The sequence below is a fragment of the Streptomyces sp. NPDC087270 genome (genome assembly GCF_044744625.1).
Taxonomy (GTDB): domain Bacteria; phylum Actinomycetota; class Actinomycetes; order Streptomycetales; family Streptomycetaceae; genus Actinacidiphila.
Map to the genome: position 1 here is coordinate 184,621 of NZ_JBIUYR010000010.1, position 12,503 is coordinate 197,123.

The following is a 12,503-nucleotide window of genomic DNA, read 5'->3' on the forward strand; positions in this document are numbered from 1 at the left end:
CCTTTGAGAAGTCAGGAAGAAGCAGTCACCGTGTCTGACCCGAACGTGCACGATGCCGACGTCGCCGACGAGTCCGTGCAGGACGAGGACTCCGCACTCGACATCGTCGACGCTGCCGACGGCGACATCGACGAGGCCGAGGCTGCGGACCTGGCCGCGGGGGAGCCTGCCGAGCAGGGCGCGGTGCACGACGTGGACCCCGAGGCCCCCGAGAAGGCCGAGGAAGCCGCTGACGACGACCTGGCCCAGGCGGACGCGGTAGCCGCGAACGCCGCCGCTCACGCCGAAGAGGCTGACGACGAGGCCGCGGCCGAGGACGAGGTCGAGGACGACGAGGCGGAGGACGGCGCTGAGGACGACGCCGACGCCGAGGAGGCCGCTGACGCCGACGCTGCCCCCGCCGCCGAGCCGGTCGACGCGGTCGCCGCGTTCCGCGAGGAGCTGCGCACGCTGCCCGGCGAGTGGTACGTCATCCACACCTACGCCGGCTACGAGAACCGCGTGAAGTCCAACCTTGAGCAGCGCGCCGTCTCGCTCAACGTCGAGGAGTACATCTACCAGGCCGAAGTGCCCCAGGAAGAAGTAGTCCAGATCAAGAACGGCGACCGGAAGACCATCCGGCAGAACAAGCTCCCCGGCTACGTTCTGGTTCGCATGGACCTCACCAACGAGTCCTGGGGCGTCGTCCGCAACACCCCCGGCGTCACCGGCTTCGTCGGCAACGCCTACGACCCCTACCCGCTGACGCTGGACGAGATCGTCAAGATGCTCGCCCCCGAGGTGGAGGCCGCGGCCGAGGCCGCCGCGATCGCCGAGGGCACCGCCCAGCCGCGCAAGGTCGAGGTCCAGGTGCTGGACTTCGAGGTCGGCGACTCGGTCACCGTCACCGACGGCCCCTTCGCCACCCTCCAGGCGACGATCAACGAGATCAACCCGGACTCCAAGAAGGTCAAGGGCCTGGTCGAGATCTTCGGCCGCGAGACCCCGGTCGAGCTCAGCTTCGACCAGATCCAGAAGAACTAGCCCCACCCGCCTTCCGAAAGAACCCCCGGCCCACGGATTTCCGTAGCCCGGGGGTTCTTTGGCGTGCGGGGGTTCTTCGGGTGGCGCGTGGGCGGTCAGGACGCGTGGGTGGTCAGGAGGCGTCGGTGGTCAGGACCGGGAGGTAGCCGTCGGCGTGGCCGGTGGCGGTGGGGTGGTAGGACTCCCAGGTCGGGCTGATGACCAGGGAGTGCAGCCAGTCGTCGCCGGAGCACAGCTCGTGGCCGTTGAAGGTGGTGCGCACGTCGCCGAAGGTGAAGCCGTGCGCGGCGGCGCGGGCGGCGATGGTGGAGTCGATCAGGTCGGCGGCCTCGTTGAGCTTGTTGTGCTTGGTCGTACTGAGGCCGAGGCACAGCGTGTTGAGCTTGTACAGGTGCGGGTAGTCGAGGACGACGACCTTCGCGGAGGGCGCCTTCGCGCTGATCGCGCTGTAGACGGCGTCCAGCCGGCCCGGAAGCGTGTTCTGGATGTAGCTCTCGGCGGTGTTGACCCGGCTGACGCAGGTGTCGTCGGAGCCGGTCACGCAGGTGGTGATCACGTCGGAGAAGCCCGCGTCATCGCCGCCGACGGTGACGCTCACCAGACCGGTCGAGGCGTTCAGAGAACCGAGCTGGTTGTTGATCACGTCCGTGGTCACCGCACCGGAGCACGCGGCGAACGTGAACGAGGACGGGCTGTGCGCGCCGGCCCACAGGGCAGGGTAGGCGCTGTTGCTCCGGTGGCAGTCACCACTGGAACTGATGTAGTTTCCGGCGCCGTTGCCGGCCGCGTACGAGTCGCCCAGCGCGACGTACGCCGGTCCGGCAGCTTGCGCCGGGGCCGCCAGCAACATCGCTGCCACCAGGGCGAATGCCACGGCGGCAAGGGCGGTCAGGGACTTGGTCAGTCTCACGAAACCTCCAAGGGCAGGATCGCTGCGACACCTTGGTACCGCGCGGTAGCTTCGCTTGGGAAGTGTCCATGCCAAGAATTCTCCCCGCGTAGACCTGAGTGTCAGTCAGTGGTACCCGAGAAGCAGGTGTGTTGGGGAGCGGCACGTGAGACGCGTGGGGGCGCACTGGGGTGTTAGGGGGTCGTGCTGGGGTACGGGGTTGCGGCAGGGCGATGCCGGGCGCCGTGCCGAAGGTTCAGCCTGGGGTGCGAGGTTGTGGGAATGCGCCAAAGGGCGGCGCCGTGCCGAAGGTTCAGCCGTCGGTCCGCTGCTTGCGGCGGGAGACCACTTCGGTGAACGACCGCCGGGGCGGCCGCGCGGTGATGTCGCCGCCGCGGGACTCGCCGGCCAGCCGTACCCGCAGGATCGTCGGGCTCTCCGGCTCGGCCGGGCGGATCTTGATCTCGCCGCTGCCGCGTTCCAGCCCGTCGGTGTCGACGACGATCCCCGGCCTGGTCACCAGCAGCAGGTTCCCGCCGACCCGCAGATTGAGGTCCACGTCAAGGGTGTTGTGGGTGATGACCGCGTCCGTGAAGTCGAGCTTCGCCTCGCAGAACATCAGCCGGATCTCCATCCGGCGCGGCACCAGCCAGCGGCCGGCCCGCGAGACGTCCCCGAACCGCTGGTCGATCCGGATCAGCTCGGCGGCCTGCGGCGGCATCCCGTCGGAGGGCAAATCCGCGGTGAGCCGGGCGAGTTCGCCGACGGTGCGCGAGGACAGCGCGGCGTCCAGCCGCTCGTCCAGCTCCTCCGCGGTGATCCGCCCGTCGCCCGCGGCCACTTGGAGGATCTCCACGACTTGGTCCCGTTCCCGATCGGACGCCCGCAGATCCGGTGCCCGCAGGTCCGGCGCCGCACTTCGCCCGGGTACTCCGTCGACGGGCCCGGCTTCATCAGTCATGCGGGCAATTCTGCTGCGCGGGCCGAGGTCCGGGCAACGTACGGCGTTCAGGTGCAGCGGGTGAGTTCCAGGGCGAGTTGGGAGGCGAGGAACCAGGGAGCCGCCTCCCGGTCGCCGTAGGGCATGTACGTGTCCGCGGAGTTGACCAGGGCGCCGGTGGGGGAGGGGGTGACGAAGCCGCCGAAGACGCCCCAGACACGGGGTTTGCGGGAGCGGACGTAGAGGGGCGCCGCGAGGTGGGGGCAGTGGCGTACGGCCAACTCCGCGCAGGGGTGGCAGATCGGCGGCTTCGTGGTCAACGTGCCCTCGATCGGCTCCGGTTCGGCGCAGCCCTCCTCTCCCGGCGGCGCGGCCGGCATCAGAAAGAGCCAGCCCTTGGCCGTACGGTCCGCCGGCCCCCCGCACACCTGGCACAACTTGCACAGCGCGGCGACCCGTTGGCGGTGGGAGCTCATCGCGCGGTAGTCGGGCCGCCCGACCCCCACGGCCTCACCCATCCGGGCCCACAGCACCCCGTGCCCGTCCCGATCCGCGGCGACCTCGTCCTCGTACGCCAACCCCGAACCGTCCGGCTTCACGACCAGCCCCGCGGTGCTGACGGATTCCCCGCTCCAGCGGGCCACATACGGCACAGGCAGCCGCCCCGGCCCCCACGTAAGGAGGTCGGGCGGGGCGGAAGTGGTCGCGGTACAGGGCATGGGTAGCTCCTTTGTGCGAGGGCGGCTGGGTGGCTTTCGCGGGGTGCGTGACCTCCGACCCCTCCAGACTGCGCAGCTTGCGATGGGCGGCGCAACGAAATCCGCCCGTTTCACTGCGAAGTGCATAGTCGGTTGCATATGCTCTACGTGACTCGTTAAGTGCTCTGCGTCAGATTCGTCGGGCTCGCGGAGCGCTCGACTGCACTCACTGCTTGGGGAGGACGACTCATGGCGGCGCCAACAGGGCCCACTGTTCGACGCGTACAACTAGGCGCGGAACTGCGTAGGTTGCGCGAGAAGGCCGGGCTCACCCTGGTCGACGCTGTGGATGGACTGGCCCTGTCAACCACGAAGGTCCATCGTGTGGAGAACGGCCTGACCGCATTCAAGTCGACTGCCGAACTGCGTCTGCTGCTCGATCGCTACGGCGTTGAGGACGAAGAGGACATCGAGTTCCTGGTCGAGATCCAGCGGGACTCGCTCAATCGCGGTTGGTGGTCGCAGTATCGGAGTGTGCTGCCGTCCGGCATGGAGATGTACGTCGGTCTGGAGACCGGCGCGCGCACTATCCGGGCATGGCAACCAACCGTGGTGGTGGGCCTCTTGCAGACCGAGGGTTATGTCCGCGAGATGCTCCAAGCGGCGAAGCCCGTTGAGGAAACGACGACCGAGTTCGTCGAGCGCATGATCCAACTGCGGATGGAACGCAAGGAGCGGCTGATCGGCAGGGCCAACGGCCTGGAGCTGTGGGCCATTGTGGACGAGGCCGCGTTGCGCCGGGTGATTGGCGGACCGGACACGATGCGGGAGCAGTACGAGGAGATCATCCGCTTGACGAAATTGGATAATGTGACGGTTCAGATCCTCCCGCTGGCCAGCGCCACCTATCGCTCCAGCGTCAACTTCACCCTGCTGGAGTTCGGCGATCCGAAACTCACGGTTGTTCAGACCGACGTGCCGGAGGGATCGAACGTCAGCGACAAGGACACGACGACTTGGGCCTACACCCGCAGGTTCGACGCTTTGCGAGCTGGCGCCCTGCCTCCGGGCGAGACGCCGACCTTCCTGCACCGACTAGCCGGAAAGATCTGATCACTATGACGCACCGCACGGCCCCTGACCTCGCGCTCGACGTTGACTGGTTCACGTCGTCCTACAGTCAGGAACAGGGCAACGCCTGCATAGAGGTCGCCGATCTCGCCCCCACCGGGCAGGTGGCCGTGCGGGACTCGAAGGACAAGGCCGGCCCGGCCCTGCTCTTCCCGACGGAGTCGTTCACCGCATTCGTGGCTGCCGTGCGGGACGGTAGTTTCGGCGCTTGACCGTAGGGCCGGATCTGGCCTAGGTCCGGTGCGTGACCCGACCTCACACTGTGGGGGCGGGTCATTTCGCATGCGGATCGAGGAGGTCGCGGTGCCGAAGCGCGTCGCTCCTGAAGGCGCCTGGTTCAAGTCCTCCTACAGCCAGGAAACGGCCAACGCCTGCATAGAGGTCGCCGATCTCGCCCCCACCGGGCAGGTGGCCGTGCGGGACTCGAAGGACAAGGCCGGCCCGGCCCTGCTCTTCCCGACGGAGTCGTTCACCGCATTCGTGGCTGCCGTGCGCGGTGGGCGGTTCGGCGGCTGAGCCGCTGGGGAAACACCCCCTCCCTTCCACTTTCCGACAACTGCCCTCCCAGAACAAGACTGCAGTTTTCACGGTCAAACCAGGACACTTGCTCGCGGGGGTGGTGGCACGCGCCGCTTCCGACGGGAGGTGCCGTATGGCAGAGATCTGGGACCCGCACGGCAGCCTGCACCGGATGCTGTGGATCGGGGGAGCGCAGTGGTGCGGGAAGAGCACCGTGTCCGAACTCCTTGCCCGTGAGCACGGGTTGACGGTGTACCACTACGACTACCACGACGCCCGCGGCCACCAGGACCGCAGGGTCGCGCGGCGGGTCGCGCGGGGGGAACCGCTGGGGGAGCGGACACCCGACGAGAGGTGGGTGGGCCGGAGCCCGCGGGAGATGGTCGAGGAGACGCTGGCCGGGTTCCCGGTGCGGTTCGCGTGGGTGCTGGACGACCTGCGCGCGCTGTACACGGGCCGCCCGGCGATCGCCGAAGGCTGGGGGTTGCGGCCGGAGTTGGTCGCGCCGCTGCTCGACTCACCCGGGCGGATGGTCGTGCTCGTCCCGACGGAGGACTTCCGGCAGCACCAGATCCGTACGTTCCCGCGCGCGGGCCGGCTCGGCGTCACGGTCCGCGACCCCGACCGCGCGCAGGCCAACCGGGTCGCCCGTGACCGTATGGTCGCCGAGGACGCGGCTCGCCACGCCCGCCGGCTCGGCATCCGTGTCATCGAGATCGACGGCTCGCTCGACGCAGCGGGGGTGGCCGCGGAAGTGGCCGAGCAGTTCGCGCCGTACCTGGAGCTGTACGCGTAGCGCTGCCGGTCGTCGGAGGTCGCGTTGCGGCGGGCCGGTCGATGGCCCGAGGCTGACGTGGTGCCGCCGTGGTGAAGCGGAACGTCTACTTCACGCCGCGCCGTCGGCGCGTTCGGCGAGCAGGTGGTCCGCAAGGTGCGCGCGGGCTTTCCGTACGGTCACCGTGTCCTCGGTCGTGGAGTAAGCGTGCGCGCATCCGTGTACACGGGCTTCGGTGTGCGCGAGCCGTGGCCGAGTCCTCCACTAGGTGAGCCAAGGAGCTCGGAATAAGGCTCTCATAGTCTAGAATGTGTGCCACGCCGTGGCGGCCATCCGGCAGTTCGGCCGTGTTGATCCGCGTGGGCCGGAAGTCGGCTCCGCTCACGGCCGACCGGCACACTGGAGGAGCCTTGAGATCGATGATCGCGCCAATCGGAGAATGGTGCGGGCGGCGAGCGGGAGGACCACATGCCTGAGACGGATGCCTGGCGGGAAGCCGTTCGGGAGGCGGCGGAGGTACTCGGGCACCGTGACCCGGGTATCCCGCGCACCGTCGCCGGCATCCAGGATGCCTTGCGGCACGAGCTTCGCGACGAGTTCCTCGCGGAGTTGGGGACGCTGTCCGACGGTGGCCCCTTCGAGGTGTTCCTGGACCACTGGTGGACGCAGGTCGTGGTGGACGCCGCCACCGACGAGCAGGGCCGGGATGCCGCGCTGGATTTCGCGGACCTGGCGGTGTCGCTGCGCATCCTGAGCGACGGGCGTCCTCCGGTGCCCACGGCCGAGGTCGAGGCCCTGATCAGTTCCTTCGGCACGGCGGAGGCCCAGTGAGGTACACGATCATCTGGGAACGCGCGGCCAAGGACGGGATCAACCGACTGCGTCAGAGGGACGGCGACGCGGTGAAGCCGTTCGTCCGGGCCATCAACGGCTTAGCCGTGAACCCGGAGCCACCGGAGAGCAGCAAACTCGGCGGGTCGCGCGTCCGTCGGCTGCGCGTCGGCAGATACCGGGCGACTTACGAAGTCGACGGCGACAGGATTGCCGTTCACCTGGTCCTGGTGGGCAGCGTCCCCGCGTAACTGCCCTTCGGGCGCAGGAGCCAGGGTGGAATCCCGCCTCGGCCCAGCCGCACCCGGGCCGCTACTCCCCGGACTGCCGGCCGAACTTCGCGAGGGCGGCGTCGGTGACGGGGGTGAAGAAGTTGACGAGGTTGCCGTCGGGGTCGCGGAAGAGGAGTGCGCGGTTGCCCCAGGGCATCGTGGTGGGCTCGTTGACGAAATCCGCTTCGTCGATGAAGCCGGCGAGGTCGCGGTAGATGGCGTCCACGTCGTCGACGAGGAACTCGATGATGACGCTGCGGTTGGCGGCGGGCTCGGCGGAGCCGGGGGCGAAGAGGGGGACGGTGCGGGTGCTGCCGATGGCGAGGGTGGCCGCGGAGGTGCGGATCTCGGCGAAGTCCTCGGTGGCCCAGGCGGCCGGTACCCCGGTGACGCGCTCGTAGAAGGCGACGAGGCGGGCGATGTCGTCGGTGATGACGCGGATCGAGACGAGGTTCATGGGGTCGCTCCGAAAGTCGTCGGGTGCCGTCGGTGGCGGCGGGTTCGGCACCGGTCGGTGCCCCTGACCACACGCTAGGGCGGATACTGGGCAGAATCCGCCCGCTATCCGGGGGAGAATCGGGGGCATGGCCCGACCCATCGCCCGCGTGCTCACCCTGCTGGAACTCCTCCAGTCCGGCGGCATCCGCACCGTGGGCGAGCTGGCCGACCGGCTCGGCGTGGACGAGCGCACCGTGCGGCGCTACGTCGACCACCTGCTCGACCTCGACGTGCCCGTCGAATCGGTCCGCGGCCGCTACGGCGGCTACCGGCTCGGCCCCGGCTACCGCATGCCCCCGCTCATGCTGAACGACGACGAGGCGCTCGCCGTACTCCTCGGCCTGGTGGCGGGGCGCCGGGCCGGCCTGACCACGGCCGCGGGTGCGGGTGCGGGCACGGTGAGCGAGACCGCGGCCGGCGAGACCGCGGCGGCCAAGATCCGGCGGGTGCTGCCCGAGCGGCTCCGGGCCCGGCTCGACACCGTGCTCGGCTCCCTCGCCTTCACCGGCCCGGGCGGTGAGGAAGCGGCGGTGCCGGACACCACCGTCCTGCTCGCGCTCGCCGACGCGGTGAGCCACCACCGCCCGGTCGCCCTCCGCTACACCACCGCCGGCGGCCGGCGCGGCGAGCGCACCCTGCGCCCGTACGGCCTCGTCGCCCACGCGGGCCGGTGGTACGTCACGGGCGCGGCCGAGCCGAGCGGCGAGGACCGTACGTTCCGGTTGGACCGCATCGCGGACGTACGCACCCTGCCCGGCGCGTTCGAGCCGCCCGCCGACGTCGATCCGGCCGCGCGCGTGCTGACCGGCCTCGCCACGGCGCCGTACCGGTACGAGGTGGTGCTGCGGATCGCGGGCACCACCGAGCAGATCCGCACCCGCCTGCCCGCGTCAGTCGCGGTCGTGACGGCGCCGCCGACCCCGCCGGCCCCGGCGAGCGGCCCGGACGACCCCGCCCACTGGCCCCGCGTCGAGCTGCACGTGGAACGGCTGGACTGGCTGCCCGGCGTGCTCGCCTCGCTCGACCTGCCGTTCGCCATCGAGCGCCCCGACGAACTCCGCGCCCTGGTCACCGCCCTGTCCGACCGCCTCCACCACTCGGCCCACCGCCCCCCGCCCGGGGCGACGTAACGGCATCGCGGCCGCCGCCGCATGGTGCCGGGGCTTACGATTTCAGGGCGCGCCCCGATACCCGCTATCGTGGTGCGGTATGCCTGCTCGCAGGCATGAACACTCTCAACAAGACCCGGAGAGAGCAATGCCTCCCAAGAAGAAGAAGGTCACGGGGCTGATCAAGCTCCAGATCAACGCCGGTGCGGCCAACCCGGCGCCGCCGGTCGGCCCCGCGCTGGGCCAGCACGGCGTGAACATCATGGAGTTCTGCAAGGCCTACAACGCGGCCACCGAGTCGCAGCGCGGCATGGTGATCCCGGTGGAGATCACGGTCTACGAGGACCGTACCTTCACGTTCATCACCAAGACCCCGCCGGCCGCGAAGCTCATCCTGAAGGCCGCGGGCGTGGAGAAGGGCTCCGGCGAGCCGCACGTCAAGAAGGTCGCCTCGCTCAGCCGTGAGCAGGTGCGGGAGATCGCCACCACCAAGCTCCCCGACCTGAACGCGAACGACCTGGACGCCGCGGAGAAGATCATCGCGGGTACGGCTCGTTCCATGGGCATCACCGTCCAGGGCTGACGCCTCGCTCACGGGTACCCGCCGACGCGGCGGCCCGGAGCACCCCCCGGCAGTGAGTGGCAGGGCCTGCTCGGCTCGGACCACGACTCCAAGACAACGTAGGAGCAGCAAGTGAGCAAGCGCAGCAAGTCTCTCCGCGCTGCGGACGCCAGGATCGACCGGGAGCGCGTGTACGCGCCCCTGGAGGCCGTCCGTCTCGCCAAGGAGACCGCGACCACCAAGTTCGACTCGACCGTCGAGGTCGCCTTCCGCCTGGGTGTGGACCCGCGCAAGGCCGACCAGATGGTCCGTGGCACCGTGAACCTTCCGCACGGCACCGGCAAGACCGCCCGGGTCCTGGTCTTCGCGACCGGTGACCGTGCTGCGGCCGCGGAAGCCGCGGGAGCCGACATCGTCGGCTCCGACGAACTGATCGACGAGGTGTCGAAGGGCCGGCTCGACTTCGACGCCGTCGTCGCCACCCCGGACCTGATGGGCAAGGTCGGCCGGCTGGGCCGCGTGCTCGGCCCGCGTGGTCTGATGCCGAACCCGAAGACCGGTACGGTCACCCCGGACGTGGCGAAGGCGGTCACGGACATCAAGGGCGGCAAGATCGAGTTCCGCGTCGACAAGCACTCGAACCTGCACTTCATCATCGGCAAGGTCTCGTTCGACGAGACCAAGCTGGTGGAGAACTACGCGGCGGCGCTGGACGAGGTCCTGCGCCTCAAGCCGTCCGCGGCCAAGGGCCGTTACATCAAGAAGGCGGCCGTCTCCACCACGATGGGCCCGGGCATCCCGCTCGACTCGAACCGCACCCGCAACCTCCTCACCGAGGAGGACCCGGCCGCCGTCTGACGGCAGCCAGGTCGCGCGTCAGCGCGGTAGCGCGGTAGCCGGGCCCCCGCCCGGCCGCACCAGTGGCACCAACCGCACCACGGCACCACCGCAGCACCACGGCGCCCCGCTTCCCCCGGTATCCACCGGGCGGAGCGGGGCGCCCGCCGTTTACAGTGGGGCGCTCACCCGTGACGCAGGGGCACGGGGAGCATGGGGCAACCAGGGGTGGGGACCACGCGATGAGATCAACCACGGCTGTCTGCTGCGCTGTTGCCGCGACAGCACTGCTCGCCACGGCAGGCTGCGGCGGCACCACGCACCACGCGGCGGGGGACCGCCACACGGCCGCGGCGCCCGCGAAGGGCGCGGCGAAGGACACCGGGACCACGCCCCCGGCCGGCGACAGCGCGGCGAGGGCCGCCCTGACGGCAGCGGCAAAGTTGGCGGAGTCGAAGAAATCCGCGGACATCACGCAGACCATGGACCTGTACGGCAAGCGCACGTCGGCGAAGGGCAGTTACACGTGGGGGACCGGCGAGGCGCGTAGCGACACGATGGTCGATGCCGCCAAGGTCGGCTTCCAGAAGCTCGTCCACACCGATCAGATCGAGGCGCGGCAGATCGGCACCGCCACCTACTACCGCATCGACCCGCAGCCCAGCGGCCCGCTCCAGGGCAGGCACTGGGTGAGGATCGACCTGTCGGCGTACCTGGGCACGGCTGCGGCGAACACCGACGCCGGGGACGCGGCCAAGGGTGATCCGGCCGTCGCGCTGCGCCGGCTCGCGGCCTCCACCGATCTGCGGACGGTCGGACCGGCGACGGTCGACGGCAGGCGGACGACGCACTACCGCGGCCACGTCCCCGCGTCCGCGGCCATGAAGAAGCAGGGCCTCGTGGAGCCGCCGCTGGAGGACGTGTGGCTCACGCCCGACGGCACGCTGGTCCGCGTCCGGCAGGACGTCAGCTCGGTGATCACCACCCTGGACTTCACCAGCTTCGGCGGGGTCAAGGAGATCGCGGTTCCGCCGGGCTGGGACACCGCCGACAGGACCGACGAGGTCGCGGCACAGCGCCAGAAGGCGCTGCACCCGTCGACCCCGGGCGCGACGTCATGAGAACCGCCCGAGCCCTCCCGCTCGCCCTCACCGGCACCGCCGTCGCCCTCGCCGCACTGACGGCCTGCGCCGGATCGAGCAGCCCCGGCAGCCGCGCCCACACCGGGCAGCCGACCGCGGCCACGTCCGCCGCTCCGCCGTCCCACCCGGCTCCCCGGCCCGCCTCCGCCGTGGCCGCGCTGAAGCAGGTCCAGGCCCGGCTCGCCCAGGTGCACTCGGTGCGGGAGGACTCCTCCGACGCGTCGGGCGCCCTCAGTTGGCGGGAGAAGGGGGTGAGCGACTGGTCGCACGGCACCGTCGACGACACGGTCGTGACGTTCACCGACTCGGTCGACAAGGCCGTCCTTCAGCAGTTCGGCGTGAGCCACAGCCTGGAGACCAGGTCGGTGGCGGGCACGAGCTACGTCCGCATCGGGCCGCAGGAGGCGGCGAAGAACGGCGGCCGGACCTGGGCGAGGTCGGCGGGCGGCGTGGGGGCCTTGGCGATGCTCCAGACGGTTCCCCAGCAGGGCGACGCCGGCCCCGCGGGGATCGTGTCGAAGCTGCTGGCGGTGCCCGGCGTGCACAGCGTGGGGACCGAGACCGTAAGCGGTGTGCGGGCGGACCACTACACCGGGACGCTGACCGCGAAGCCGCCGACCCGCGACGCCGACGGGAAGCTGGTCATGGCCCCGGACACCCTGCATCAGGACATGCAGGCGGCCAACCTCACCCGGGAGAAACTGGACGTGTGGGTGTCGGTCGAGGGGCCGGACAAGGGATTGCCGGTCCAGGAGTCGCTGTACGGCACGGCGCCGCACCACAGCAGCGACACGGTCTCGATCCTCGCCCACTACTCTGGCTTCGGGCTGAAGGTGCACGTGGTCGCGCCTCCCGCGAAGGACTGCGTGGACGCCTTCGCGTTGCGGTAGCCGGCCGCGAACGACCGTACTCCGCCGGAGCCCGCGGCCCGTTCCGTACCGGCCCCGGCGGAGGCGGAGGCGGAGGCGGAGGCGGAGGCGGAGGCGAGGTGCTTCGGGGCGACGCCGTTCCCGTGCCGGGCGCCTCGGAAACCCTTGTCGAAGAGAAGGATTTGCCCGACGGGCTCCCGCTCCCGTACTCTCAGCACGAAGCCAAAGACCGCAGGTTGTCGTCGTGCCCGTCATCGGGTGGGGCGGCCGAAGGAATCCGCTGAGTGCGGACGGCCCGCGTAGGTGATCGGACCAAGACCTCCGGAAGTGCTGAAGCACTTTCGTCGAGTTCCGCCCCGTGCGCCTGCGCTCGGGGCGTTTGTGTTGTCGCGCCAGTCACGTCCCCTT

The 12,503-nt window shown here is 70.2% G+C and carries 16 protein-coding genes; 12 read left to right on the forward strand and 4 right to left on the reverse strand.

The window, feature by feature from the left end:
* The first annotated feature begins 30 nt into the window (after window positions 1–30).
* Window positions 31–1,023, forward strand: coding sequence for a transcription termination/antitermination protein NusG (gene nusG, locus ACIPAE_RS21390; RefSeq protein WP_402447215.1), 993 nt, complete (start codon window positions 31–33; stop codon window positions 1,021–1,023).
* Window positions 1,024–1,135: 112 nt separating this feature from the next.
* On the opposite strand, the gene ACIPAE_RS21395 is transcribed toward nusG, so the two are convergent.
* The 3 genes from ACIPAE_RS21395 to ACIPAE_RS21405 all read right to left on the reverse strand — a co-directional run bounded on the left by ACIPAE_RS21395 (window position 1,136) and on the right by ACIPAE_RS21405 (window position 3,571).
* Window positions 1,136–1,873 carry an SGNH/GDSL hydrolase family protein gene (locus ACIPAE_RS21395; protein WP_402447369.1) on the reverse strand — a complete coding sequence of 246 codons (738 nt, stop codon included), beginning with the start codon at window positions 1,871–1,873 and terminating at the stop codon, window positions 1,136–1,138.
* 352 nt (window positions 1,874–2,225) lie between these two features.
* The gene (locus ACIPAE_RS21400; RefSeq protein WP_402447217.1) at window positions 2,226–2,873 is read right to left on the reverse strand and encodes a DUF1707 domain-containing protein; all 648 of its coding nucleotides are present in this window, start codon (window positions 2,871–2,873) and stop codon (window positions 2,226–2,228) included.
* Window positions 2,874–2,920: 47 nt separating this feature from the next.
* Window positions 2,921–3,571 (reverse strand): hypothetical protein, encoded by a 651-nt coding sequence (locus ACIPAE_RS21405; protein ID WP_402447219.1) that lies wholly within the window; start codon window positions 3,569–3,571, stop codon window positions 2,921–2,923.
* A 228-nt stretch (window positions 3,572–3,799) separates the two neighbouring features.
* Between ACIPAE_RS21405 and ACIPAE_RS21410 the strand changes: the two genes are divergently transcribed.
* From ACIPAE_RS21410 to ACIPAE_RS21435, 6 genes are all read left to right on the forward strand, one after another.
* Window positions 3,800–4,663, forward strand: coding sequence for a helix-turn-helix transcriptional regulator (locus ACIPAE_RS21410; RefSeq protein ID WP_329365847.1), 864 nt, complete (start codon window positions 3,800–3,802; stop codon window positions 4,661–4,663).
* A gap of 5 nt (window positions 4,664–4,668) precedes the next feature.
* Window positions 4,669–4,893, forward strand: a complete 225-nt coding sequence (locus ACIPAE_RS21415; protein WP_402447222.1) for a DUF397 domain-containing protein — start codon at window positions 4,669–4,671, stop codon at window positions 4,891–4,893.
* Window positions 4,894–4,963: 70 nt separating this feature from the next.
* Complete coding sequence (locus tag ACIPAE_RS21420; protein ID WP_402447224.1) at window positions 4,964–5,197, forward strand: DUF397 domain-containing protein; 234 nt, start codon at window positions 4,964–4,966, stop codon at window positions 5,195–5,197.
* Window positions 5,198–5,333: 136 nt separating this feature from the next.
* The gene (locus ACIPAE_RS21425; RefSeq protein WP_402447225.1) at window positions 5,334–5,996 is read left to right on the forward strand and encodes a hypothetical protein; all 663 of its coding nucleotides are present in this window, start codon (window positions 5,334–5,336) and stop codon (window positions 5,994–5,996) included.
* A 447-nt stretch (window positions 5,997–6,443) separates the two neighbouring features.
* A complete protein-coding gene (locus ACIPAE_RS21430; protein WP_402447227.1) occupies window positions 6,444–6,806 on the forward strand; it encodes a hypothetical protein in 363 nt (120 codons plus the stop codon).
* The gene (locus ACIPAE_RS21435) at window positions 6,803–7,057 is read left to right on the forward strand and encodes a type II toxin-antitoxin system RelE/ParE family toxin (RefSeq protein ID WP_329365834.1); all 255 of its coding nucleotides are present in this window, start codon (window positions 6,803–6,805) and stop codon (window positions 7,055–7,057) included. The genes ACIPAE_RS21430 and ACIPAE_RS21435 overlap by 4 nt, the downstream gene beginning before the upstream one ends.
* Window positions 7,058–7,118: 61 nt before the next feature.
* Here the strand turns inward: ACIPAE_RS21435 and ACIPAE_RS21440 are convergent, their stop codons facing one another.
* Window positions 7,119–7,535 (reverse strand): VOC family protein, encoded by a 417-nt coding sequence (locus ACIPAE_RS21440; protein ID WP_402447229.1) that lies wholly within the window; start codon window positions 7,533–7,535, stop codon window positions 7,119–7,121.
* A 127-nt stretch (window positions 7,536–7,662) separates the two neighbouring features.
* On the opposite strand from ACIPAE_RS21440, the gene ACIPAE_RS21445 reads away from it, so the two are divergent.
* From ACIPAE_RS21445 to ACIPAE_RS21465, 5 genes are all read left to right on the forward strand, one after another.
* Window positions 7,663–8,706, forward strand: coding sequence for a helix-turn-helix transcriptional regulator (locus ACIPAE_RS21445; RefSeq protein WP_402447231.1), 1,044 nt, complete (start codon window positions 7,663–7,665; stop codon window positions 8,704–8,706).
* A gap of 127 nt (window positions 8,707–8,833) precedes the next feature.
* A complete protein-coding gene (rplK, locus tag ACIPAE_RS21450) occupies window positions 8,834–9,268 on the forward strand; it encodes a 50S ribosomal protein L11 (protein ID WP_103886934.1) in 435 nt (144 codons plus the stop codon).
* 111 nt (window positions 9,269–9,379) lie between these two features.
* Window positions 9,380–10,105, forward strand: coding sequence for a 50S ribosomal protein L1 (gene rplA / locus ACIPAE_RS21455; RefSeq protein ID WP_202235500.1), 726 nt, complete (start codon window positions 9,380–9,382; stop codon window positions 10,103–10,105).
* A 221-nt stretch (window positions 10,106–10,326) separates the two neighbouring features.
* Window positions 10,327–11,205: a hypothetical protein gene (locus ACIPAE_RS21460; RefSeq protein WP_402447234.1), complete on the forward strand. Its 879-nt coding sequence runs from the start codon at window positions 10,327–10,329 to the stop codon at window positions 11,203–11,205.
* Window positions 11,202–12,116 (forward strand): hypothetical protein, encoded by a 915-nt coding sequence (locus ACIPAE_RS21465; protein ID WP_402447236.1) that lies wholly within the window; start codon window positions 11,202–11,204, stop codon window positions 12,114–12,116. The genes ACIPAE_RS21460 and ACIPAE_RS21465 overlap by 4 nt, the downstream gene beginning before the upstream one ends.
* Window positions 12,117–12,503 lie beyond the last annotated feature (387 nt).